The following is a 23,958-nucleotide window of genomic DNA, read 5'->3' as shown; positions in this document are numbered from 1 at the left end:
TCACTGGCCGAGGGGGCGTCGGGGGAGGGGCGACGAGTAGACGACACTCGTCGTCACCGAGCCCAGCGCACCGATCCTGCCCGTGACCTCCTCCAGGTGGCGCATCGAGCGGGCGACGACCTTGATCACGAAGCAGTACGTCCTGCGCGTCGCTCCCGCCGCCCCGGCCGAGGCCGCCGCCCACTTCCGCGCGAGCCTCGCCTTCCACGCCGACGTCTCCGACGTGGCCGCCGCGCTCGCGGCCGACGGCGATCCCGGGTTCGTCGTCGTGGACTCCCGCTCGACAAAGGCCTGGGACCAGGGCCACCTCCCCGGCGCGATCCACCTCCCCACCGCGCTCGTCCCCCAGCAGGCCGGAAACCTGCTCGACAAGTCGGTGCCGGTGGTGACGTACTGCTGGGGTCCCGGCTGCAACGGCGCCACCCGGGCCGCGCTCGCCCTCGCCGAACTCGGTTACCGGGTCAAGGAGATGCTCGGCGGCTTCGAGTACTGGGCGCGCGAGGGCTTCGCGTACGAGACCTGGCAGGGGCCCGACCGGCGGCAGGCCGACCCGCTGACCGCTCCGGTGGGCGCGGACGACTGCGGCTGCTGACGGCGGGCCGCAGACTGCGGGGGTGCTGACGTTGGCTGCGGGCTGCACACCGTGGGTTGCTGACGGCGGGGCGAAATCCGCGTGCGCGCCGCCCGTTCGTCGCCCATCATGGTCCGCCGTGCCTCACCTTCCGCATCCGGCCCCCGAAGACCTCCGCCGCGACCCGTTGCCCCTGCGCGGCCGTACCGCCCTGGTCACCGGCGCCAGCCGGCGCGGTGGCATCGGTCATGCCGTGGCACGGCGCCTCGCCGCGTACGGGGCGGACGTCTATCTGCACCACCACGTGCCGCACGACGCCGCCATGCCCTGGGGCGCCGACCGGATCGAGGACGTGATCGCCTCCGTGCGGGCCGCCGCCGGTGATCCGGAGGCCCGGGTCGTCGCCGGGCCCGGTGACCTCGCCGATCCGGCAGCGCCCGCCGAACTGATCGCCACCGCCACCGCGGCGCTCGGCGGACGGCTGGACATTCTCGTCGCCAATCACGCCCTCAGCGGGTCCGACGGACCGCTCGACGCGATCGACGCCGGCATGCTCGACGCGCACTGGGCGGTCGACACGCGGTCGGTGCTGCTCCTGATCCAGTCCTTCGCCCGGCAGGCGAACCGGCCCCGTGGCGGGCGCGTGGTGACGATGACGTCGGGACAGGACATCGCGGGCGGGATGCCCGGCGAGATCGCGTACGCCCTCCAGAAGGGCGCGCTCGCGTCGATCACCCGCTCGCTGGCGACAACACTCGCCGAGCGGGGCATCACGGTGAACACCGTGAACCCGGGTCCCGTCGACACCGGTTACCTGACCGGCGAGGCCCACGCGGCCGTCGCCGCGCTCTTCCCCGCCGGGCGGTGGGGGATGCCCGACGACCCGGCCCGCCTCATCGCCTGGCTCGCGACGGACGAGGCGGACTGGGTCACCGGTCAGGTGATCAACTCGGAGGGCGGCTTCCGGCGTTGACGTGAGGGTCAGAGGCGGGACAACTCGTCCACCAGGTCGTCCAGACCCAGGGAGCCCTGGGAGAGGGCGGCCATGTGCCACGCCTTGAGGTCGAAGGCGTCGCCGTGCCGCGCGCGGGCGTTCTCGCGGCCCAGCAGCCAGGCGCGTTCGCCCAGCTTGTAGCCGATCGCCTGGCCGGGGATCGTGAGGTAGCGGGTCAGCTCGCTCTCCACGAAGTCCGCCGGGCGGCTGCTGTGCGCGCCGAAGAACTCCTCGGCCAGCTCGGGGGTCCAGCGCTCGCCCGGGTGGAAGGGTGAGTCCGCCGGGATCTCCAACTCCAGGTGCATGCCGATGTCGACGATGACCCGGGCGGCCCGCATCATCTGCGCGTCGAGGTAGCCGAGCCGCTGCTCCGGGTCGGTGAGGAAGCCCAGCTCGTCCATCAGGCGCTCCGCGTACAGCGCCCAGCCCTCGGCGTTGGCACTCACGCCGCCGATGGTGGCCTGGTAGCGGGAGAGGTTGCCTGCCACGTGCGCCCACTGGGCGAGCTGGAGGTGATGACCGGGAACGCCCTCGTGGTACCAGGTCGACACCAGGTCGTAGACCGGGAACCGGGTCTGTCCCATTGTCGGCAGCCAGGTCCGGCCCGGGCGGGAGAAGTCTTCCGACGGGGGCGTGTAGTAGGGGGCGGCGGCGCTGCCCGGCGGGGCGATGCAGGACTCCACCTTCCGTACCCGCTCGGCGAGTTCGAAGTGCGTGCCGTCCAGCGCCTCGATCGCCTGGTCCATCAGGCCCTGCAGCCACTCCCGGACCTCGTCGACGCCCTCGATGTGCTTGCCGTGCTCGTCGAGGTGGGCGAGCGCCACCCACGGCGTCTCGGCGCCCGGCAGGATCTTCTCGGCCTCCTGCTTCATCTCGCCGAGGATGCGGTGGAACTCCGACCAGCCGTACGCGTACGCCTCGTCCAGGTCGAGGTCGGTGCCGTTGAAGTAGCGCGACCAGCGGGCGTACCGCTCCCGGCCCACCGTGTTCGGTGCGCCCTCGACCGTCGGCGCGTACACGCCACGCATCCAGTCGCGCAGCTCCACCACGGCCGCGGTCGCCCCACGGGCGGCCTCGTCCAGCTCCCCGCGCAGCGCCTCCGGTCCGGCCGAGGCGAAGTCCTCGAACCAGCCGCGCCCCTCGCCGGTGTCGGCCCACTCGCCGAGCTGGTCGATGAAGGTGGCCGTGGGGCGGGGGCCCGCGTACAGCTTGCGTTCCAGACCCAGCGCGAGGGACTCGCGGTAGCCCGCCAGCGCGGCCGGCACCGCGCGCAGCCGCTGCGCGATCGCGGCCCAGTCCTCCTCCGTCTCCGCCGGCGTCACGGTGAACACCTCGCGCACCGAGTGCACGATCGTGCCCAGGTTGCCGACCGAACGGAGACCCTCGTCGGCCTCGTGCACGGCGAGCTCGGCGGTGAGGCGCTCGCGCAACAGGCGCGCGCACCGGCGCTCGATGTCGCTGTCCGCGCCGGGCGTGCGCTCGGCCTCGTCGAGCTGGGCGAGGGTCTCCCGCGCCAGCTCGGCGATCGCCTCCTGGCCCGCGGGCGAGATGTCGGGCAGGCGGCTCGAACTCTCCTTCACGCCGAGGTAGGTACCGGTGACCGGGTCGAGGGCGATGAGGGCGTCGACGTAGGCGTCGGCGACCTCTCGGGGCAGCGGGCTCTTGGTGTCTGACATGTGGACCATCCTCGTACGGGGGCCCACAGCGCGTCACCCCGATTGAGCCGAGGGCGAAGGCGGCAGCAGGGGGCCGCAGTCCCACTGCTGGAAGATCAACCGGGTCTCCACGCGCGCCACTTCGCGGCGGGCCGTGAACTCGTCGAGCACCAGCCGTTGCAGATCCGCCATGTCCGCCACCGCGACATGCACCAGGTAGTCGTCGGGACCGGTGAGGTGGAAGACGGTCAGCGACTCCGGCAGCGCCCGGATCCGCTCCACGAACGGCCCGACGAGCTCTCGCCGGTGCGGCCTGACCTGCACCGACAGCAGAGCCTGCAACCCGCGCCCCAGCTTGGCCGGATCCAGTCGCAGCTGATGCCCGAGGATCACGCCCGCCCGGCGCAGCCGGGTCACCCGGTCCAGGCACGTCGACGGCGCGACGCCCACCTGCGCCGCGAGATCGCGGTACGTCGTCCGGGCGTCGTTCTGCAACAGCCGCAGCAGATCGAGGTCCACCGGATCCAGTACGACAGATTCAGCCATTGGCCGAACATAGCACGGGCACGGCTTCGTGCGGCCCGGTCGGTGTTCACTCTGCGGGGCATGGAGACGAGAGCGCTGGACAGCGGGGAGGCCGGAGGCGTGGACATCGTGGAGGGCGGGGCCATGAGTGCCGGGGAGATGACGGCGCCGGCGGACGACGGGGTGCCCGCGTCGGCCGGGGCGCGCATACCGGCCGCCGGGGGAGCGCCGACGACGGCCGACGAGCGTCGTGCCCGACGATTCGCCACCGAGGCCGTGCACGCCGGACGCGACGACCTCGCCCACCGCGGCCTGCACACCCCGCCCATAGACCTGTCCACCACCTACCCGTCGTACGACAGCCGGGCCGAGGCCGCCCGCATCGACGCCTTCGCCACCACCGGCGCCGAACCGGACGGCCCGCCCGTCTACGCCCGGCTGGGCAACCCGACCGTCGCCCGCTTCGAGACCGCCCTCGCCCGTCTCGAGGGCACCGAGTCAGCCGTCGCCTTCGCCAGCGGCATGGCCGCGCTCAGCGCGGTCCTTCTCGTACGGGCCTCCCTCGGCCTGCGCCACGTCGTGGCCGTTCGCCCCCTCTACGGCTGCAGCGACCACCTCCTCACCGCCGGTCTGCTCGGCTCGGAGGTCACCTGGACCGACCCGGCCGGCATCGCGGACGCGCTGCGCCCCGACACCGGGCTGGTCCTGGTGGAGTCCCCGGCGAACCCGACCCTCGCCGAGATCGACCTGCGGGCCGCCGCGCACGCCTGCGGTTCGGTACCGCTGCTGGTAGACAACACCTTCGCCACCCCCGTACTCCAGCGCCCCGTCGAGCAGGGCGCGCGACTGGTGCTGCACAGCGCCACCAAGTACCTCGGCGGGCACGGCGACGTACTCGCCGGAGTCGTCGCCTGCGACGAGGAGTTCGCGGGGCGGCTCCGGCAGGTGCGGTTCGCCACGGGCGGGGTGCTGCATCCGCTGGCCGGCTACCTGCTGCTGCGCGGCCTCGCGACCCTGCCCGTGCGGGTGCGGGCGGCGTCCGCGAACGCGGCCGAACTCGTCCGCCGCCTCGCCGCCGACCCGCGCGTCGCCCGCGTCCACTACCCGCGCATCGGCGGCGCCATGATCGCCTTCGAGGTGCACGGCGACCCGCACGAGGTCATCGCCGGTGTCCGTCTGATCACGCCCGCCGTGAGCCTCGGCAGCGTCGACACCCTCATCCAGCACCCGGCGTCCATCAGCCATCGCATCGTGGACGCGGACGACCGCCGCGGCGCCGGGGTCGGCGACCGCCTGCTCAGGTTGTCGGTGGGGCTGGAGGACGTCGAGGACCTGTGGGCCGACCTCGACTCCGCGCTGGGGGAGCCGGCGCCGGCACGGACGGCGTCCGGGGTGTGGCACGCCTGACGGTCGAGGGCGCGGGTGGCCCAAGGAGGGCTCGGTGTCCGGGTACCGCGCCGTTTTCGAGCCGCCCCGGCCCCTGCGTCACCTCACTCCCGTACGATCCGCTCGCCGAGCCGCTCGACGTCGTACGGGAGTCCGGGGCGAACCGGCGTCGCTTCCAGCCGGGCCGTGATCACCAGCGTGCCCTCCTCGATCTGGTAGTCGAGGGGCAGGTCCAGTCCGCGCATCGCGGCGACCATGCCGGTGTTGGACGCCTGCGTCACGGCGTACACGCTCTCGCAGCCCGCCTCGGCCGCCATCGCCACCAGGCGGCCGAGCAGTTCGGTCCCGATGCCCCGGCGCTGCCACTCGTCCTCGACGAGCAGCGCGACCTCCGTCTCGTCCCCGTCCCACAGCAGGTGGCCGAGCCCGACGATCCGCCCCGACGCCGTCTGCACGGCGAGCGTCCGCCCGAAGCGCGGGCTGAGCAGATGGTTGAGGTAGCGGTCGGCGTCCCCGACCGGCCCGTGGTAGCGCATGGACAGCGTGCGCGCCGAGCAGCGGCCGTGCATCTCCTTCGCGGCCCGGACGTCGTCCGTGTCGGCGCGGCGCACGGTGATGGCGCCGCCCTGCGGCAGGGTCAGCACGTCCTGGCTGCGCGGGATGCGCGGCCCGAGTCGCGCGTCCAGCTCCACCAGGGCCCGCGCCCGCGCGAACTCGGTCGGCGTGAACGGCAGATACGGCCGCTCCACGGTGATCACTCCGCCTTCCGGTGCCCGCAACCGCATCACGGTGTCCTCCAGTACCCCCTCCACCGGCACGCCGTCCGCCGCGCGCCCGCCGCCGGCGGGGGTCGCGGGCAGGGAGCGGATCGTGCACCGGCCGAGCAACTGCCGCAGCGCCAGCGGCAGTTCGGCCGCGTCCAGGGCCGTGCGGGTGGCCAGGCCCAGGATTCGGGTGGGAGCGTCGACCAGGTCGTGGGCGTCGGCCCGCTCGATCCAGGTGCCCGAACCGCCCGCCCGGGACGCCGCGCGGGTCAGTTCGGCCGCCGCGAGCCCGGAGGGGGCCCGCAGCAGGAACTCGTCCACCGTGCCGTCGCCCAGCGGATGCGTCTGCAGGCTGAGGATGTCGACCCGGTGCCCGGCCAGCGCCGTGCACAGCGCGGCCAGCGAACCGGGCTCGTCCTTCACCGTCGTCCGCATCCGCCACAGCGCGCCCTCGCCGGCTTCCGGCTCCCGGTTCGCCGGGACCGGCGCGGACGGCCCGGCCTGCCGCTCCGAGGAGCGCGGCCGGGCGCCGATATCACTCGTCGGCGGTGCGTGACCGTGGCGGCGTGACCACCAGATGTGGAAAGCCGCCGTGGCCAGCAGGACGATCGCGGAGATCACCAGCAGCTGCGGGCCGTTGGGACCGTGACCGATCAGGTTGGCCACGGCGTCCGCCACCGCGACGGCGGTGAACAGGGCGGCGAGTTCCACGACGTCCCGGCGCCAGTGGTGCACGGGGCGGCCGTGTTTCGCACGGGTCACATCAGACATGTCTCGACTCATGCACCCACTGTGAAGGAACGGTGTTGCGTGATCACGAACGCTCTGTGACTGATCGGTAAAGCGTGGATCTGCCCGTTTTGTTGTTCTTTCTATGACTGTGGGGTTCGGACTCGGCGACCTGCGGTGACATGTGTGTCCCTCTCGCCTCCTGTACCAGGTGGCCTACGTCATGCGGCCACCTCCTCGCCCAGTGCACTGCGCAGCCGGCGCGCCTGTGTCGCCAGACGCGAGGAGCCACGCCGGGCCGCCGCCTGGGCCAGGTGGGGCAGTTCGCCGCGCGCCCCGGACCGCTCGGCGCACTCGGCCGCGACCGCCAGCAGCTCCCCGAGCCCTCTGGCCGGAGCGGCCGTCCCGCCGGTCGCGAGGTCGGCGAGCAGGATGGGCAGGGTTCGGCTGAGGACGCTCCATATGGTGGCGTTGGCGCCGGTGACCGCCGCCGTCCGCGCCGCATCGGCCAGCCGCTGCGTCTTCACCGCGCCGCGCCGGACCAGCTGTCCGAGGTCCGCGCCCAGCCGGGCCGCGTCCAGATGCCCGCGCGCGGCGAGCACCAGCAGCGCGTCCACGGCGGCGAGCCGGTCCTCCGCGTGCCGCGCGCCGAGCCCGTAGGCCACGCCCAGATGGACGGCCTCGCCCGCCTCGCCGCCGGACTCGGCGAGCGACGGCAGTGCGGCGGCGGCACCTCGGAAGTCGTCCACGGCCAGGTCGGACAGGTCCCGCAGCAGGCGCGCCGCCACCAGTTCGCGCCGCTCCGGGAGAAGGGCCGACCAGTGCTGCCGCATGTCGTCGTCCCAGTGGTAGCACCACCGGCGTTCCTCGAAGACGCTCGTCGGCCGGCCCAGCGGCCGGAACTCCGCCGGGAAGTCGTGCTGCAGGTCGAGCACCTCGCCGAGCTCGACCAGGACACGCCGCCCCGAGGTCCGCCGCCGGAACGTGGGCAGCGCGGGTGGGCCCGAGGCCAGCCAGGCGGCTAGCCGTGTCCCCTCCGCCGTGCCGAGGGCCGCGGCCCGCCGGGCCGCGGACTCGGCCGCGTCCCGGTCCGCGCGGCGCACCCGCAGCAGGGCCTGCGCGAAGTCGGTGGCCGCGACCCGGGCGCCCAGCCGCCGGTAGGTGTCGAGGCGGTCGACCAGCTCGGCCGGTTCCAGCAGGCCTGTGCTCCAGGTCGGGGTGGACAGCAGCAAGGGCAGTGGATCGGTGCGCATCCGGTACGCCACCTCCCACAGCCGGCACTCGAACGCCCTGAAGAGGGCACCGTGCACACAGTCGCGGGAGGCCGAACCCCGCTGCACACGCGCGTGCAGTGTGGCGGTGCGGACCTTGCCGCGCAGGGTGGCGAGCACGAGGTCGAGACCGTCGGCAGCTTCGGACACGGCGCCGTACGAACCGCCGAAGCGGTCGTCCGACACGACGCCGGCGGCGCTGTCCCACCAGCGCCGGGCGACCACCGGCTCCAGCGCCGACAGCAAGGCCTCGCGGTCCCGGTACGCGTGCCGCACCAGACCGTCCAGGGCACGCTCGAATCCCGTCACGCCGGGCTCGGCGGCCAGCGCCGCGCCCACCTCCTCGGCCAGCTCCACCGCGGACGCGGCGGCGGGGGCCAGGCGCGCCGGCCGGGGTGGCGGAGGCAGCAGCTCCTCGTGGCCCGTCGGCTCCGGGTCCGCGGGTGCCGCGCCGAGCGCCCCGACCGCCCTGGCGCGCAGTAGCGGGATCAACTGCTCGGCCGCGAGGGCGAGATCTGTCCGTGCCTGGACCGAGTCGAGCTTCCGGACATGCCGTTCGGCCAGCTTCAGCGCCCGTTCCTGGACTTCCGCGTCCTCGTGCCCGAAGGCCCGGGCGACGGCCGGCAGCAGCTCGCCTGCCGTGGACGCGTCCCGCGTGAGCACCTTTCCCAGCAGCACGAGCTGCGCCCGCACGAGCTTCCGCTCGGTCCGGAACAGCACTGCCTCCGACATCTCCGCCACCTGACGTGGGGCCAGACCGCCGTCCAGGGCCAGGGCCCCGAGGACCGACTGGGCGTGCGAGGCCACCGTCGACGCGGCGTCCGAGGCCAGCGCGAGCCAGTCGGCCGTCCGCTGCCGCTCCTCGTCCGGGGTGAGCGCGAGGCACTTCAGCAGCCGGAGGAACACCCGCTGATCGGCGGCCGGACCACCCCGCAGCAGCCGGGCCACGCACGCGTCGACCGTCGCCCCGCGGTCGAGGGCGCCCTCGACGGTCAGCTGCGCCAGCGCGCCGGTCCAGCTGTCCGGGCCTTCCTGGGTCGGCCACTGCAACCGGCTGCCGATGTCGTCGGTCTCGAACAGTGCGGCGACGAGCTCCCGCAGATGCGGGTCCTGCCGCAGCCGGTCGAGCAGCGTGCCCCCGCGCTGCCACGAGCCGTGCAGATGATCGACCCAGCCCCGGACGTAGGCGTCGGTCGTCGGCACCGGGCAGCCGGAGAGCCGCACCAGACCGGCCATCAACTCGTACGGCACCGAGGCGGTTACCGGGCGCCGCGCCAGCCGGTGCGTCACGTCCGCCAGCCAGTCGGTCTCCCGGTCGCCCAGGACGTGCAGCAGCACGCCCGGCGAGACCCGCGACCACCGCAGGTCGGCGGCCGCGATCCAGGCGGCCACCCCCGCCGCCCCCGTCTGGCACGCCGCTCCGGCCGCGTGCAGGGCGGGATACGCACGACGCGCGTCCGCCTCCCAGGGCGCCGCCCGCAACTCCTTGCGCAACGCCTTCAATTCCGGAAAGCAGGACCGCCGTTCGGCGTCCGTCATCCCGTCCAGCAGGCCCACCACCTCGACCGTGCGGCCCGCTCGTACCAGCTCCATCAGCGCACTCATCGCGCACCCCCGTCGACCCGCTCCGTCTGCCCGGCCTGCTCCGCGGCGACCCCGCGCCGCACCATGCGTACCGCCAGCGCGTGTTTGCACGGCCCGCGCCCGCCCCGGTACTTCGCCCACCACAGGCAGCTGCAGCTCAGCACCCCTGCTTGTTCGCGCACCCGGTGCACATGCCCGTCCTCCGCCGTCACCGTGGCCACCGCGCCGTCCAGGGCGACCGCGCCCGCCGCCACCAGGGCGCGGGCGGACCGCAGGCGCGGGTTGTGCCGCTCCACGCGCTCGGCGTCGTAGGGCAGTTCGCGGTGGAAGTAGGCCGCCTCCGCCACGTCGTAGCCGACGCGGCCCGAGGTGCCGAGGCGGACCAGGGCCGCCCGGACGCGTTCGGCGGTCAGCCCGGAGGCCGCGGCGAGGTCGGGGACGTCGACGCGGGGCTCCCAGGCCAGCAGCACGGAGATCAGCTCGGCGTCCTCGGCGGCCTCGTCGGTGGTCAGGGCGTCCAGGACACCGCCCTCGCCGGAGAATCCGCGTGAGGCGTCGGGGGACAGCGTCAGGGTGAGCCGCATGCCGGGCAGGACGACCTCCCAGGCCGAGGCCGTCGCGGCGGTGTCGCCGGTGACCGCCGGGCCGTGGACCCGCAGGGCCGTCGCGTGCCGCAGCACCCGCTGGAGCGCGATCAGCCGTTCCGGGCCGGGCAGGCACACCGCACCCGGGACGGCCCGGGTGCTCGGCCGCAGCCCGCGACCGGCCGGCACCACCCAGCGGGCGCCGCCCGACGCGCCGCGCCCGCCTCCACGGGGCAGCGACCGCAGGAACCGCACCGCCTCGGGGGCCGGCAGCTCGGCCCGCAGGTCGAAGCCGGCGGCGACGACCTGGGCCTCGGCGAACCCCCGCAGCCAGCGGTCCGGAAGCGGGACCTTCTTCTCCACGACCGGGCCGTCCAGCGTGGTCACCGCCAGTTCGTCAGGGCCGACCCGGAGGTGGAGCGGGTCGGTGGAGCCCATCCGCGACAGCGCCTCGCGCAGCGGGTTGTTGACGTCGACGTTCGTCGTCCCGTGCCCCACCGCGTCGCCGTCGAGTCCCGCCTCCAGAACGTCCAGGCGCGCGTACACCCCGCCGCAGCCGGAGAACGACTCGAAGCGCAGCCGGTCGCCGTTGCCCGTCACCACCGGGTCGAGCGAGGCGCGCAGCTGCCGCTGGTAGTACCGCGCGGCCGCTACGTCCGCCACCGCCAGCAGGCCCGCGGACGCTGCTTGAGGTGTCGTCAGAAAGCCCGTGAAGAACCGTGGATGGTCGCGCACACCCGAGGGCGTCGCTCCTCGTGAGGTCTCCAGACCCAGTCGCTGTCCGTCCGCCGCGGACTCCAGCACGGAGGGTCGCCGATAGGCCACGGCCTGCAAAGATCGCGTCATGGAAAAACCGTAGAGGCGACCACTGACAATCCCTCTGGCCTGCGAAAACGCCCTTGCGGCGGCGGAGTTGCGGCGGATGCGACCGTGCCGCGCACCGGGGGATGACGCCGGTGCGCGGCACGTGTTCTCGAGCGTACGGCAGCTACTGGCCGGCCCGGCCCGGCCGCAGCGCCTTGGTGAACAGCACGGAGCCGTCCTGCTCGCGCAGGCGGACGGTCAGCTCGCCGGTGTCGCCGTCGATCTCGACCTCGCCGAAGAACTGGTAGCCGTCGGCGGGGGAGACGTTGGCGGCCGTCGGCGCCTTCGCGAACACCCGCTCCGGGCCGACGGTGTTGTCGAGCGCGTTCCCCGGGAAGGCGCCGGCGTTGAGCGGGCCCGACATGCACTTCCAGAACGGCTCGAAGTCCGTGAACGCCGCAGCTGCCGCGGACTTCGGTGCACCGGGAACGGTTGACCGTCGCCAGGAAGGGTCGACCGTCGCCGGGAACGGTTGGTCGTCGCCGGCACCGGTTGGCCGTCGCGGGGACGGACCTCAGGGCGTCTGCGTCGCCACGGACCGGCTGCCGTCGAGCAGTACGCGCGCGACGAGCGCCGGGTCGTCGTTCATGGGGACGTGACCGCAGCCGGGCAGCCGGACCAGCCGGGCCTTGGGCAGGACGTACTTGGCCCGGATTCCCTGCCGGGGCACCAGCAGCCGGTCCCTGCTGCCCCAGGCGACGGTGACGGGAATGCCGGTGATGGTGTCGGTGAACCGAACCTCCCGGCCGCTCCGGAGGGTCTCCGAGAACCCTTGGGCGCGGGCCAGCGCCAGCGTCTCGGCGACCACCGCCTCGGGCGATCGGCGCCCCGGGCGGGCGTAGATGGTGCTCGTCAGGAGGGTGCGGCCCACCGCTGGCCGGGCGAGTGCCTCGACGACGGGCGGCGGCATCCGCCGCGCGATCTGCCGCATCGCCATCAGCACGGTGAAGGCGTAACGCCGCTCCGCCTGCGACCAGAACCCGGCGGGCGACAGAGCGGTGACGGAGCGCACCAGCCGGTCCCGGCCGAGCTGGAGGGCCAGCAGGCCGCCCAGCGAATTGCCCGCCACGTGGGGGCGGTCCAGCCCCAGCGCCTCGCACAGGGCGCCGAGCACGGCGGTCGTCGTCGGCAGGTCGTACGCCAGCCCGCCCGGGAGCGCCGGGGACTCACCGCACCCCGGCAGGTCCACGCAGATCACGTCCCGCTCGACGGCCAGGACGGGCACGACCGGGTCCCACACCTGCCGGTGGTGACCTATGCCGTGCAGCAGGACCAGCGGTTCACCAGTGCCCACGCGCGTGTACGCCAGGTTCATGGTGCGCGGACCGCGCGGGGTGGGGACCTCGAAGGAGACGGTGGCGGACATACAGCTCCTCGCCGGGGACTCGGGACCGGACATGGTGGAGACACCTTGTCAGCAACGGCTACCGACGGGTAGCCCCCGGTCGCGGCCGACCGCGTGGCCGAACGCACCGCCGTGACCACGGCGTTGCGCACAACATTTGGCACGGCCGTAGGAACGGCCGACACGCGCGGGTGCGCCGCAACCGCCTGGACACGACCGGACGGGTCGGGTGGGATGAAACGGTGACCGCCGACACCGCCACCGAGGTCTTCGAAAAGCATCGCTCCGTCCTGCTGGGCGTCGCCTACCGCATGCTCGGCCGCGTCGCCGACGCGGAAGACGTGGTCCAGGACGCCTGGCTGCGCTGGTCCGGCGCCGACCACGCGGACGTCCGCGATTCGCGCGGATACCTGGTGCGCGTCACCACCCGCCTCTCCCTCGACCGGCTGCGCCAGATCAAGTCCCGCAACGAGGCGTACGTCGGCCCCTGGCTGCCCGAGCCGTACCTCACCGAGTTCGGGGACACCGCACCCGACAGCGCGGAGCGGGCCGTGCTCGCGGACTCCGTCTCCTTCGCCGTCCTCGTCGTCCTGGAGTCGTTGTCGCCGCTTGAGCGGGCGGTGTTCGTGCTGCGGGAGGCCTTCGGCTACCCCTACGCCGACATCGCCGCCATGCTCGACCGCGCCGAGCCCGCCGTACGGCAGCTCGCCGCGCGGGCCCGCCGGCACGTCGAGGAGCGGCGGCCGCGCTACGACGTGGACCCCGCCCAGCGCCGCGACCTCACCGAGCGGTTCCTCGCCGCGGCGGGGGACGGCGACCTCGACGGCCTCATGGCGCTGCTCGCGCCCGACGTCCGCCTCGTCGGCGACAGTGGCGGCAAGGCCAGGGCGCCGCTGCGGGTGCTGGAGGGCGCCGACCACGTCGGCCGCTTCCTTGCCGGGGCCGCCCGCAAGGGCATCGCGGACATGTCGTTCCGGTTCCTGGAAGTGAACGGCGGTCCCGCGCTCCTGGTCCTGTCCGGCGGCAAGCCCGACATGGTGTTCCAGCTGGACGTCCTGGACGGACGCGTCCAGGCGGTCTACGTCATCCGTAACCCCGACAAGCTGCGGTCGCTGGCCATCGCCTAGACGCCGTGGTGTCACGTGAGTGGCGCGGTGCGAACGGCCCGTGAACGCTCGGCCGCATCCCACCTGCGCGCCGCCCGAGGGAACGAGGATTGGTCTTGACCAAGGGTGAGGGCCGCCCTATGGTCGCAGATAAGTACAACAACCTTTAATAAACAAGGGCGCTAAAACGCCGCCGGATTCGGCGATCGCGGAGGACAGGGTGGGGACCACGCAGCTGGAATCGGTGCCGGAACCTAAGTACTGGCATCTCAAGACCGTGCTCACGGAGGCACTGGACTCCGAGTTCTCGGTGGGCGAGATCCTGCCCAACGAGCGCGACCTCGCCGCCCGCTTCGGCGTGGCCCGCGCCACGCTCCGCCAGGCCCTGGAACAGCTGGAACTGGAAGGCAGGCTGCAACGCCGCCGCGGTGTCGGCACGACCGTCGCCCCGCCGCGCGTGGGCGTCGACGTCGGCACCGAACAGCACGCGTGGCCCGGCGTGCCCGGTGACGCCTGGCAGGCCGTCGATTGCTCCGTCGCGGCCCCGCCGGCCGCGGTCGCCGACGCCCTGGAGACCGGTCGCGACGAGCCCGTCCACATCGTGCGCCGCACCCGTACGACCCACGGGCAGCCGGTCGCCGCCGAGCTGCTGTACGTCCCCCAGGCGTCGGTCGCGGGCCTGTCCGCCATCGACGCCCCGTCGGGTGCCGCACGCGCGCGTGCGGTGCTGCGCGAACTGCAGCACCTGGACCTGGAGGGTCAGGACCGTGCCGTCGAGCTGGGCTCGGCCCGCGCCGACGACGCCAAGGAGCTCGACCGCCTGCCGGGCGCCCCGGTCCTGGTCGTCACCACCCGCTTCCACGCCGCCGGCCGCACCGCGGCGGTCTCCGTGGCCACGTACCGCGCGGACACCTGCCGGCTGACGTTCGGCGACTCGGGAGGCGTGGAGATCCACGAGGACCCGCAGCGCCGGGCGTCCTGAGCGCGGCCGTGGGTGGCGGATGCCGCGGGGCGTCTTGGGCGCCGCCACGCTCCGGACGCCGTCAGGCGTTCTGGACGACGAAGCCTTCCGCCCGCGCCCCGGGTTGGCCCGGGGCGCGGTGCCGTCGTGCCGGGGCCCGGGCCGCCGTCGGTCCTCGCACGCAACCCGGTCGCGCACGGGTCCGAAGCGTCACCGGCGCGCGGTGACGGTGCCGTCCACCGCGAACAGCTGCTCCTCGACATGGTCCAGGGCCAGCCGCAGCGCCCCGGTCGCCACCGCGGCCTCGCCCAGCATCGACAGCGCCACCTTCGGCGGCCGCAGACAATAGCGGGCCAGTTCCCGCCGCAGCGGATCCAGGACGCCGTCCAGCCCCGCCGCCCAGCCGCCGATGACGACCAACTCCGGGTCCAGGGCCAGCACGAGCGCGGCCACGTCGTGCACGAGCCGCTGGATGAACCGTTCGACGGCGGCCATGGCCCGCTGGTCGCCCTCGCGCGCCTGCGCGAAGACCTGGGCGACCGCCTGCTCGTCCAGCGGGTGCAGGGGTTCGTCCGTGGTGGACAGCAACGTCTCCGGCGTCGCCTCACGGCCCAGCAGGTGCAGTGCGCCGATCTCACCGGCCGCCCCGCCGTACCCCCGGTGCAGCCGCCCGCCGATCAGCGAACCGGCGCCCGGGCTCAGCCCCGCCAGCACGAACACCACGTCGTCGGACTCGGTGGCGGACCCCTTCCAGTGCTCGGCGACCGCCGCCGCGTTGGCGTCGTTCTCCACCAGCACCGGGCACTTGAACGAGCGGCTCAGCCGTTCCCCGAGGCGCAGCCCGGTCCAGCCCGGCAGCGCGGTGCCCAGCCTCACGGTGCCGTCCGCCTCGACGATGCCGGGCGTCGCCGCCCCCACCGCCCGCAGCGAGCCCCGCGCGACCCCGGCCCGGCGCAGCAGCTCGGCGACGGCGGTGCGCAGCCGCTCCAGCCGCTCGTCGGCGTCAGCCGTCTCGTCGACGTCCTTGGCCTGCGCGCCGACGATCCGCCCGTCCAGGTCCGCGAGCAGCGCGGCCACCCGGTGCGGCCCGATCTCCAGCCCCAGCAGGTGCCCGGCCTCGGCCCGGAACCGGAACCGCCGCGCCGGCCGCCCCTGACGCCGTGCGGCACCCTCCTCCGCCGCCTTCTCGACCACGAGACCGGCTTCGATCAGCCCCTCGACCACGCCCTCGACGGTGGGCCGGGACAGCCCGGTCACCCGGGTGATCTCCGTCAGCGTCGCGCAGTCCGTGGCACGCAGCGCGTGCAGCACCACCGCGGAATTGATCCTTCGCAGCAGCGAGGGATCCCCGCCGGTCAGCCGCCCCAACGTCCGTCCTCCCAGCTCGTGCGCGTGTTGGCCGGATGGTACTCGGCACCGGCGGACAGCGGCGAGTGCCGCAGCGCTCCCGGTCCGCCGGGCCCGGAGCAGTGGTGGACCGCGACGAGCGGCCGCGGCCGGTTCCCCCGCGGCCCCGGGTCAGCCGGGCGAGACGAACCCCGACTCGTACGCCGTGATCACCGCCTGCGTGCGGTCCCGCGCCCCGAGCTTCGCCAGAACGGCGCTGACGTGCGACTTCACCGTCTCCGTGCCGACGACCAGGCGCCCGGCGATCTCCGCGTTCGACAGCCCGCGGGTCATCAGCCGCAGCACCTCCGCCTCCCGCTCGGTCAGGTGCGCCCGCTCCAGCACCGCCCGGGCCGCGCGGTTCCCGCCGCTGTCGCCGTACTCCGCGGCCAACTGCCGTACCGACGCGGGGAACAGCAGCGACTCGCCCTCGGCGACCAGGCGCACCGCGTGCACGATCTCGGCGGGCCGCGCCCGCTTCAGCAGGAACCCCGCCGCCCCGGACCGCAGTGCCGCGTACACGAACTCGTCGTTCTCGAACGTCGTCACGACCAGGATCTTCGGCGGCTCCTCGACCGTCCGCAGGACCGCGCGCGTGGCCTCGATGCCGTCCAGCAGCGGCATCCGCACGTCCATCGCGACCACGTCCGGGCGCAGTTGCCGGACCAGCGGAATCACCGCGGCCCCGTCGGCCGCCTCGCCGACGACCTCGATGTCGGGCTGTGCCTCCAGCACGGCCCGCAGACCTGCCCGTACGAGCGGTTCGTCGTCGACGAGGAGAACGGTGACCGGCATCCGGCCAGCCTAGATCAGCGCAACGGCAGCTCCACGCGCACCTGCCAGTCACCCTCGTCCGCACCGGTTCGCGCGCGCCCGCCGAGCAGGGCCGCGCGCTCGCGTATGCCCCGCAGGCCGCTGCCCCGCCCCGGTCCGGGTGACGCCCCGGACAGGGGATTGCGGACGTCCAGTGTCAGGACGCCGTCCGCCACGTCGACCCGCACGCGGACCGGGACGGCTCCCGCGTGCCGCAGCACGTTGGTCAGCGACTCCTGGAGGATGCGGTATCCCTCGCGTGAGACCGGGCCCGGCACGGTGTCCACCGGGCCGGTCACCTCCGCGTCGACCTTCGCCCCGGACGCGCGCGCCGACTCCAGCAGCCGCTCGGCGTCGGCCAGAGTGGGCCGCGAGCTCACCGGGCGCTCCGACTCGCGCAGGACGCCCAGCACGCGCTCCAGGTCCTCCAGAGCGGCCCGCCCGGTCTCCTCGATCGCGACCAGGGCACGCTCGGTGAACGCGGGGTCGCCCGCCGTCCGCGCCGCGCCCGCCTGCACCACCGCCACGGTGAGGGCATGACCGATGGAGTCGTGCAACTCACGGGCGATACGCGTGCGTTCCAGCAGTTGCTCGGTGCGCTCCTCCAGTGCGGCGAGCTGTTCGGCCGCGGAGGGGCCGAGGAGCCGGCGTGCCGCAGCGGTGACCATGTGACCGAGGGCGACCACCGCGGCGTACAGCGCGATCAGGGGCAGCGGCACCAGCAGGCCGTAGAGCCACGCGGGCAGACCGGTCCACAGCAGGGGGTTGTCGTCGAACTGCGGGTGCCCCAGCGCGGTGGCGGTCAGGTCGGCGGACGTGATGGGCAGCCAGACCGACGCGAACGCGACCGCCGCGCCGAGCGCCAGCCGGATCTCCAGCCACAACACGGTGCGCCACCGGTCCCGCCAGGTCGACGACGGCGCCGTGGACATCCCCGGACTGGCCTCGCCGGGCGTGAGCAGCAGCTGAGCCTGCACTCCCTCGCCCGTCCGCACGGCCGGTATCAGCCCGGCGGGGACGGCCAGCAGCGCGGGCACCCATGGCCTCGACATGTCGATGAAGAGCCAAACACTCACCACGAACACCGGCACCCACAGGTGCAGCAAGCGTGTGTACGTCGTCCCCCGCAGCAAGGGGCGCAGCAGCCGGCCCATTTCCTCATCGTGCCAGCCGCCACCGACAACGGTCTCCCCCGGGCGGGGGAGACCGACTCCCCGCGCGGGGGAGGAGACGGAACCCGCCCACCGGCCACGCTGACGCCATGACCAGCATTCACGTCCAGGACCTCACCAAGGAGTACGGCTCCCGGCGCGCCGTGGACCACCTCACCTTCACCGTCGAGCCCGGCCGCGTCACCGGCTTCCTCGGCCCCAACGGCGCCGGCAAGTCCACCACCATGCGGCTCGTCCTCGGCCTCGACCGGCCCACCTCCGGCACGGCGACGGTCGGCGGCCGCCCCTATGCCACGCTCCACGAGCCGCTCCGCCTGGTGGGCGCCCTGCTCGACGCCGGCGCCGCGCACGGTGCCCGCACCGGACGCGACCACCTGCGCACGCTGGCGGTCGCCAATCGTCTCCCGGCACGCCGCGTGGACGAGGTGCTGGAGGAGACGGGCCTCACATCGGTCGCCCGCCGCCGCGTCAAGACGTACTCCCTGGGCATGCGTCAACGCCTCGGCATCGCGGCGGCCCTGCTCGGCGACCCGTCCGTGATCATGCTGGACGAGCCGTCGAACGGCCTCGACCCCGAGGGGATCGTCTGGATCCGCAGTCTGCTGCGCCGGCTCGCCGATGAGGGACGGACGGTTCTGGTCTCCAGTCATCTGATGAACGAGACCGCGTCGTTCGCGGACCACCTCGTGGTTCTCGGCCGGGGCCGGCTGCTCGCGGACACGCCGATGCGGGAGTTCATCGACGCGCGCGTGCAGCCCCGTGTCCGGGTCCGCACCACCGACCCGGCCGCCCTCGAGGAACTGCTCGACCGGAACGGCTACGAGGCCGCGCAGAGCGAGGACGGCACCTGGACGGTGCTGCACGCGCGCGTGGAGGACATCGGCCGCCTCACGTCCGAGGCACGGGTGCCGGTCGTCGAACTCACCACCGCCGAAGGGACGCTGGAGCAGGCCTACCTCAACCTCACCGCGTCCGAGACCGAGTTCACCGCCCAGCCGCAGGAGGCCTGACCATGCCCTTCACCCCCGTGCTCCACTCCGAATGGCTGAAGATCCGCACGCTGCGCTCGCTGTGCGGCGCCCTGTTCGCCCTGTTCGCCGTCTCCACGGCCTTCTCCGCGTCGGCCGGTGCCTCCAGTACCTCCGACCCGCAATTCGACCCGCTGTCCACGGCGCTCACCGGCCTCCTGCCCGGTCAGATCGCCGCCGTCGCCTTCGGCGCCATGGCCGTCTCCGCCGAGTTCCACGGGGGCGCGCTCCGCGTCTCCCTGTGTGCGGTGCCGCAGCGCGGGCGCTGGTTCGCGGCCAAGCTCACCGCCATCGCCGTGCCGGCGTTCCTCGTGGGGCTGCTCACGACTGGGGCGTCCCTCGCCGTGGGACGAAGCGGTCTGGGGGAGGCCGCGGCCGGACTCACGGCCGGGGAGCAGGCGCGCGGCGTGCTCGGCGGCGGGATCTACCTCGTGCTGATGGCGCTGTTCGCGGCAGGTGTCGCCGCGCTGCTGCGCAGCGGGGCCGCGGCGCTCGGCATCATCATTCCGTTCATCCTGATCGTGTCGTTCGTCATCGGCGACGCGGCGGGCAAGGCGGTGGAGTTCCTGCCGGACCGGGCCGGGCAGCTCGTCCTGCAGGAGACGACGAACGGCACCCTCGGTCCGTGGACGGGTCTGGCGGTCACCGGCGCGTGGACGGCGGCGGCGCTGGCGGCGGGCGCGTGGAGCGTGCGGCGCCGGGACGCCTGAGGCCGGGCCGGGGCGCGACGCCGGACGCGTCCGCCGGGACGCCCGACGCCGGGCCGACACCGCGATCGTGAGGCCGGGCCGGGACGCCGGACAGGTCCGCCGGGACGCCGGACGCGTCCGCCGGGACGTCCGACGCGGGCCGCGACGCCGACAGGCGTCCGCCGGGACGTCCGACGCCGGGCCGCGACGCCGACACCGCGATCGTGAGGCCGGGCCGGGACGCCGGACAGGTCCGCCGGGACGTCCGATGCCGGGCCGCGACGCCGACACCGCGATCGTGAGGCCGGGCCGGGACGCTGGACAGGTCCGCCGGGACGTCCGATGCCGGGCCGCGACGCCGACACCGCGATCGTGAGGCCGGGCCGGGACGCTGGACAGGTCCGCCGGGACGTCCGATGCCGGGCCGCGACGCCGACACCGCGATCGTGAGGCCGGGCCGGGACGCCGGACGCGTCCGCCGGGACGTCCGACGCCGGGCCGCGACGCCGACGCCGCATCCGCCCGGACGTCTGACGCGCCGCCAATTGTCAGTGGCCCCCGCTTTACTGGGGGTCATGAACATCGCACGGTGCCTGGACACGATCGACCGGCTGTGCTCCCGCCCCTTTCCGGCGGAGCGCGGCTGGTCGGACGTCGGCCGAGGAGGGCCGGGCTACTACATAGCGGAGTTGGGAGCCGCCGACCCCCGTTGCGACCACGGGGAGCGCACGGCCGAGGACGTGGAAGCCTTCAGGGAGGGGATCGCCCAGCGACTCGACGCACGATGGGGGGCCAATCCCCGATGGGGCATGCTCACCCTCCGGGTGCGCGGCGAGCGGGGCGAGGAGATACCGGAGCCCTGGGCGAGCGTCAGCGCCCTGACCGACGACCTGTACGTGTGGGAGGCGACCGGAACGGGCCGCTGGGTCGCGCTCGGTGTCGCCGACGGGGGCGAGGCGGACCCGGCCCGGCTGCTCGCCGTGATCACGGATGTGGACCCCGCCTGATCGGCGCGACCGGTCGGCCGCGAGGCCGTGAAGGCAGGCACCGCCGCCGCGTCAAGGTCGGCCGGCTGTGAGGGAGGTGCTGCTCACCACGAACGCCGCGCAGCCCGCCCGCGGTACGCCGGCGGCGAGGACGCCCACGTGGCCGACGCCTCGCGCACAACAGAGGCGCCGCGTGAGCGCCCCACCGCGCGACCGACGCGAGCCATGGGGCGGGACTCGACGGGGCCCCGATGACCGTCAGCAGGGTGACCTCCCCGCTGACGGAGTGCCGGACCGAGCCGGTCTGCGGACACCGTGTGACCTGCCACGGCTTGGTCGGTGCGGCCCAATTCGGGGGACGCCCAGCACTGCCCGGTCAGCCGGAAAAGGGAATGATCACTGCGTTTGCAAGCTGTCTGCGCCGCCAGCAGCATGGTGCGTGGGACACGTGTCGCACTGACGCAAGGCGCGCGGGCGGAACGCAGAGGGCAACGGTGCGACACCCCGCCGGAACGCTGATTCCGCTGCGAGAGGCCATCGCCTTGTCCGGTAGCTCTCACCACGGAGGCTCAATCCGATGAAGACGCCGAGTGAGACATACCTCAGCGACCACCAGGCGCAGCAGGATGCGATCGACCACAATGCGGATCTTCCCTCCACGGCACGAGGCTGCCGCGCAACACGTCATCCATGAACCGCTCAGGACCGACGGTGACGGCAGGTCACCCGACGTGATGACGATGCACCGGCACCTGCGTGACCCTCTGGTGCAACACCCGGATTCCGTCCCCTCTCACCCCGCTCTTTCGCAATAGCAGGGCCGCCGCAGGCCGCGGCCGCCGACCTGGTCGTACGAGAGGGCTGCCGCACGGGCCCGCGCCATGCGACCGAAGCGCACGGAGACCCTGCGGGAACCCCTGTCCCGGTGGCCGGTACACGCACTGCACGGCACTGCCCCGCACCACCACACCCACAGGCTGTGATCACCCCCCGAGGAGTTACACGTGGCGGCAAAATCCAGCGAGGTCACCACGGACGTTCCGCCCGAGCCCGCGGCCACCGCGAGCGGACGCGCCGGCACGGCGGCGGGCACCGAGACGACCCTCGCCGAGCTGCTGGCCGACGTGGTGCGCGTCGACCGGGTCCCGGTCGACAGCCACTTCTTCGACGACCTGGGCGCCAACTCACTGCTCATGGCGCACTTCTGCGCCCGGGTCAGGAAACGGGCGGATCTGCCGTCGGTGTCGATGAGGGACGTCTACCGGCACCCGACGATCCGCTCGCTCGCTCAGGCCCTCGCGGACACCCCGCCCCCACCGGCCGCGGAACCGGCCCCCACCTCGGAACAGGCACCGCCCGCGCACGGCACACGACGTTATGTGTTGTGCGGGACGGCACAGTTGCTGTTCTTCTGCGGCTACTGCCTCTTCGTCGGATTCGTTCTCGCGCGCGGCTACACCTGGGTGTCCGGCGGTGGGGGATTGGTCGGCGTCTACCTGCGCGCGGTCGCCTTCGGCAGCGCCGTCTTCGTCGGCGCCTGCGCGTTGCCCGTCGTGGCCAAGTGGACGCTCGTCGGGCGCTGGAGACCCGGCGAGTTCCCGGTGTGGGGGCCGGCCTACCTCCGCCTGTGGATCGTCAGGGTGCTGCTGCACGCCAACCCCATGGTCCTGCTCGTCGGCAACCCGTTGTACGTGCTGTACCTGCGGGCCCTCGGCGCGCGCATCGGCAAGGGGGTCACGATCCTCACCCGCTTCGGGCCGGTCTGCACCGACCTGTTGACCGTCGGCGCGGGCACCGTGATCCGCAAGGACTGCTCCGTCTCCTGCTACCGGGCTCACGCCGGACGCATCCAGACCGGCCCGGTCGTCCTGGGCAGGGATGTCGTCGTGGGTGAGCGGACCGTGATCGACATCGACACCGCGATGGGCGACGGAGCGCAGCTCGGCCACGCGTCGGCCCTGCACCGGGGCATGTCGGTCCCGGCGGGCCAGCGGTGGCACGGCTCGCCGGCACAGCGGACGGACGTGAGCCTTCCGCGCATCGCGCCGGCGGACTGCGGCACGGCGCGCCGAGCGACCTACGGCATCGTCACCCTGCTCCAGATGTTCCTGGTGTACCTGCCGCTGGCCTTCGGCGGCTCGTACATGCTGTTCACCTGGCTGCCGGGGCTGGACACCCTGCTCGACCCCGCCGTACACGACATCGCCTCGGCGTCGTTCTACGGCAATGCGCTGGCCCTGTCCTTCGTGCTGTTCTTCGGTCTGCTGACCGCCGGCCTCGTCGCCGTGACCGTACTGCCCCGCCTGATGAACCTGCTGGTCCGCCCGGACCGTGTCTACCCGCTGTACGGGCTGCACTACTCGGTGCACCGCGCGGTCGCCCGGGTGAGCAACAGCAAGCTGCTGACCTGGCTGTTCGGCGACAGCTCCTACATCGTCCACTACCTGCGGGCCATCGGCTACGACCTCTCGCACGTGGAGCAGACCGGTTCGAACTTCGGCACCGAACTGAAGCACGAGAGCCCGTCCCTGACGTCCGTCGGCAGGGGCACGATGGTCGCCGACGGACTGTCGGTCCTCAACGCCGAGTACTCGAGCACCTCGTTCCGCCTGGCACGGGTGTCGATCGGACCGCACAACTTCCTCGGCAACAACATCGCCTATCCCCCCGGGGGCAGGACGGGCGACAACTGCCTCCTGGCGACGAAGGTGATGGTCCCGCTCGACGGGCCCGTGCGCGAGGGAGTGGGGCTGCTCGGCTCCCCGCCCTTCGAGATCCCCCGCTCGGTGGAGCGCGACACCCGCTTCGACCACCTGCGGAGCGGCGACGAGCAGCGCCGCCGCCTGGCCGCGAAGAACCGGTACAACCTGCGCTCGATGGGCCAGTTCCTCGTCCTGCGCTGGCTGCACTCCTTCGGGCTCGTGGTGATCGGCACCGCCGCCGTCACCACCTACGACCCGCAGAGCGTCGCCGGACAGCTGCTGATCGCCGCATCCGTCGCGGCCGGCGTGATCTTCCCCGTCCTCTACTTCGTCCTCGTGGAGCGCGTCATCCTGCGGTTCGGCGGACTGCGTCCGCAGCTGTGCTCCATCTACGACCCGTACTTCTGGTGGCACGAGCGTCTGTGGAAGGTGCCCGACAAGCACCTCGTCGTGTTCAACGGCACTCCGTTCAAGAACGTCGTCTGGCGGCTGATGGGCGTCCGGATCGGCCGCAGGGTCTTCGACGACGGCTGCTACATCACCGAGCGGACGCTCACCGCCATCGGCGACGACACCACACTGAACGCGGGCAGCAAGATCCAGTGCCACTCCCAGGAGGACGGCACGTTCAAGTCCGACCACGTCACGATCGGCGCGGGCTGCACGCTCGGCGTCGGCGCCTTCGTCCACTACGGCGTGACGCTGGGCGACGGTGCCGAACTCGCCGCCGACTCCTTCCTCATGAAGGGCGAGGAGGTCCCGCCGAGTGCGCGGTGGGGCGGCAATCCGGCCGTCGAGCGGACCAGCGCCTCCCACTGCGCGGACCCGACCGCGTGACCGGGA

18 protein-coding genes and 2 pseudogenes are annotated in these 23,958 nt (G+C 73.5%); 9 read left to right on the top strand and 11 right to left on the bottom strand.

Annotated features, from left to right (window positions below; genetic code table 11):
- Positions 1-135: pseudogene (locus tag IPT68_RS05570) on the bottom strand (Lrp/AsnC family transcriptional regulator); the annotation flags it as partial.
- Between IPT68_RS05570 and IPT68_RS05565 the strand changes: the two are divergent.
- Positions 122-592, top strand: coding sequence for a rhodanese-like domain-containing protein (locus IPT68_RS05565; protein ID WP_189697406.1), 471 nt, complete (start codon positions 122-124; stop codon positions 590-592). The pseudogene IPT68_RS05570 and the gene IPT68_RS05565 sit on opposite strands and share 14 nt — an antisense overlap.
- 118 nt (positions 593-710) lie before the next feature.
- Entirely contained in the window at positions 711-1,544 is an 834-nt protein-coding gene (locus tag IPT68_RS05560) for an SDR family oxidoreductase (RefSeq protein WP_189697168.1), read from the top strand.
- An 8-nt stretch (positions 1,545-1,552) separates the two neighbouring features.
- Here the strand turns inward: IPT68_RS05560 and IPT68_RS05555 are convergent, their stop codons facing one another.
- Positions 1,553-3,241 (bottom strand): DUF885 domain-containing protein, encoded by a 1,689-nt coding sequence (locus IPT68_RS05555; RefSeq protein ID WP_189697169.1) that lies wholly within the window; start codon positions 3,239-3,241, stop codon positions 1,553-1,555.
- A gap of 33 nt (positions 3,242-3,274) precedes the next feature.
- Positions 3,275-3,766 (bottom strand): Lrp/AsnC family transcriptional regulator, encoded by a 492-nt coding sequence (locus IPT68_RS05550; protein ID WP_141310310.1) that lies wholly within the window; start codon positions 3,764-3,766, stop codon positions 3,275-3,277.
- 60 nt (positions 3,767-3,826) lie between these two features.
- Between IPT68_RS05550 and IPT68_RS05545 the strand changes: the two genes are divergently transcribed.
- On the top strand, positions 3,827-5,152 hold the full coding sequence (locus tag IPT68_RS05545) for a trans-sulfuration enzyme family protein (protein ID WP_228040283.1): 1,326 nt from the start codon (positions 3,827-3,829) through the stop codon (positions 5,150-5,152).
- Between the two features lie 83 nt (positions 5,153-5,235).
- Here IPT68_RS05545 and IPT68_RS05540 read toward each other — a convergent pair whose 3' ends face one another.
- The 5 genes and pseudogenes from IPT68_RS05540 to IPT68_RS05520 all read right to left on the bottom strand — a co-directional run bounded on the left by IPT68_RS05540 (position 5,236) and on the right by IPT68_RS05520 (position 12,293).
- A complete protein-coding gene (locus IPT68_RS05540; RefSeq protein WP_189697408.1) occupies positions 5,236-6,630 on the bottom strand; it encodes a GNAT family N-acetyltransferase in 1,395 nt (464 codons plus the stop codon).
- Positions 6,631-6,845: 215 nt separating this feature from the next.
- Positions 6,846-9,500: a DUF7824 domain-containing protein gene (locus tag IPT68_RS05535; RefSeq protein ID WP_189697170.1), complete on the bottom strand. Its 2,655-nt coding sequence runs from the start codon at positions 9,498-9,500 to the stop codon at positions 6,846-6,848.
- Positions 9,497-10,909 carry an SWIM zinc finger family protein gene (locus IPT68_RS05530; protein ID WP_189697171.1) on the bottom strand — a complete coding sequence of 471 codons (1,413 nt, stop codon included), beginning with the start codon at positions 10,907-10,909 and terminating at the stop codon, positions 9,497-9,499. Before IPT68_RS05530 ends, IPT68_RS05535 begins: the two co-directional genes overlap by 4 nt.
- Before the next feature lie 142 nt (positions 10,910-11,051).
- Positions 11,052-11,327, bottom strand: a pseudogene (locus tag IPT68_RS05525) (alkaline phosphatase D family protein); the annotation flags it as partial.
- A 114-nt stretch (positions 11,328-11,441) separates the two neighbouring features.
- Complete coding sequence (locus IPT68_RS05520) at positions 11,442-12,293, bottom strand: alpha/beta fold hydrolase (protein WP_189697172.1); 852 nt, start codon at positions 12,291-12,293, stop codon at positions 11,442-11,444.
- 221 nt (positions 12,294-12,514) lie between these two features.
- Between IPT68_RS05520 and IPT68_RS05515 the strand changes: the two genes are divergently transcribed.
- Positions 12,515-13,399, top strand: coding sequence for an RNA polymerase sigma-70 factor (locus IPT68_RS05515; protein ID WP_189697173.1), 885 nt, complete (start codon positions 12,515-12,517; stop codon positions 13,397-13,399).
- 199 nt (positions 13,400-13,598) lie between these two features.
- The gene (locus tag IPT68_RS05510) at positions 13,599-14,360 is read left to right on the top strand and encodes a GntR family transcriptional regulator (protein WP_189697174.1); all 762 of its coding nucleotides are present in this window, start codon (positions 13,599-13,601) and stop codon (positions 14,358-14,360) included.
- 189 nt (positions 14,361-14,549) lie between these two features.
- On the opposite strand, the gene IPT68_RS05505 is transcribed toward IPT68_RS05510, so the two are convergent.
- The 3 genes from IPT68_RS05505 to IPT68_RS05495 all read right to left on the bottom strand — a co-directional run bounded on the left by IPT68_RS05505 (position 14,550) and on the right by IPT68_RS05495 (position 17,692).
- Entirely contained in the window at positions 14,550-15,707 is a 1,158-nt protein-coding gene (locus IPT68_RS05505) for an ROK family transcriptional regulator (protein ID WP_189697175.1), read from the bottom strand.
- A 150-nt stretch (positions 15,708-15,857) separates the two neighbouring features.
- On the bottom strand, positions 15,858-16,520 hold the full coding sequence (locus IPT68_RS05500; RefSeq protein ID WP_189697176.1) for a response regulator transcription factor: 663 nt from the start codon (positions 16,518-16,520) through the stop codon (positions 15,858-15,860).
- A gap of 14 nt (positions 16,521-16,534) precedes the next feature.
- On the bottom strand, positions 16,535-17,692 hold the full coding sequence (locus IPT68_RS05495) for a sensor histidine kinase (RefSeq protein ID WP_189697177.1): 1,158 nt from the start codon (positions 17,690-17,692) through the stop codon (positions 16,535-16,537).
- A 107-nt stretch (positions 17,693-17,799) separates the two neighbouring features.
- On the opposite strand from IPT68_RS05495, the gene IPT68_RS05490 reads away from it, so the two are divergent.
- The 4 genes from IPT68_RS05490 to IPT68_RS05475 all read left to right on the top strand — a co-directional run bounded on the left by IPT68_RS05490 (position 17,800) and on the right by IPT68_RS05475 (position 23,952).
- Positions 17,800-18,720, top strand: coding sequence for an ABC transporter ATP-binding protein (locus IPT68_RS05490; protein ID WP_189697178.1), 921 nt, complete (start codon positions 17,800-17,802; stop codon positions 18,718-18,720).
- A gap of 2 nt (positions 18,721-18,722) precedes the next feature.
- Positions 18,723-19,448 (top strand): ABC transporter permease subunit, encoded by a 726-nt coding sequence (locus IPT68_RS05485; RefSeq protein ID WP_189697179.1) that lies wholly within the window; start codon positions 18,723-18,725, stop codon positions 19,446-19,448.
- A 554-nt stretch (positions 19,449-20,002) separates the two neighbouring features.
- Positions 20,003-20,434, top strand: a complete 432-nt coding sequence (locus tag IPT68_RS05480) for a hypothetical protein (RefSeq protein WP_189697180.1) — start codon at positions 20,003-20,005, stop codon at positions 20,432-20,434.
- Between the two features lie 983 nt (positions 20,435-21,417).
- Entirely contained in the window at positions 21,418-23,952 is a 2,535-nt protein-coding gene (locus tag IPT68_RS05475) for a Pls/PosA family non-ribosomal peptide synthetase (protein WP_189697181.1), read from the top strand.
- Positions 23,953-23,958: the final 6 nt, after the last annotated feature.

The organism is Streptomyces chromofuscus, assembly GCF_015160875.1.
GTDB classification, from domain to species: Bacteria; Actinomycetota; Actinomycetes; order Streptomycetales; family Streptomycetaceae; genus Streptomyces; species Streptomyces chromofuscus.
The sequence above is the reverse complement of the archived record's forward strand: the minus strand, read 5'-3'. Positions and strand labels throughout refer to the sequence as shown.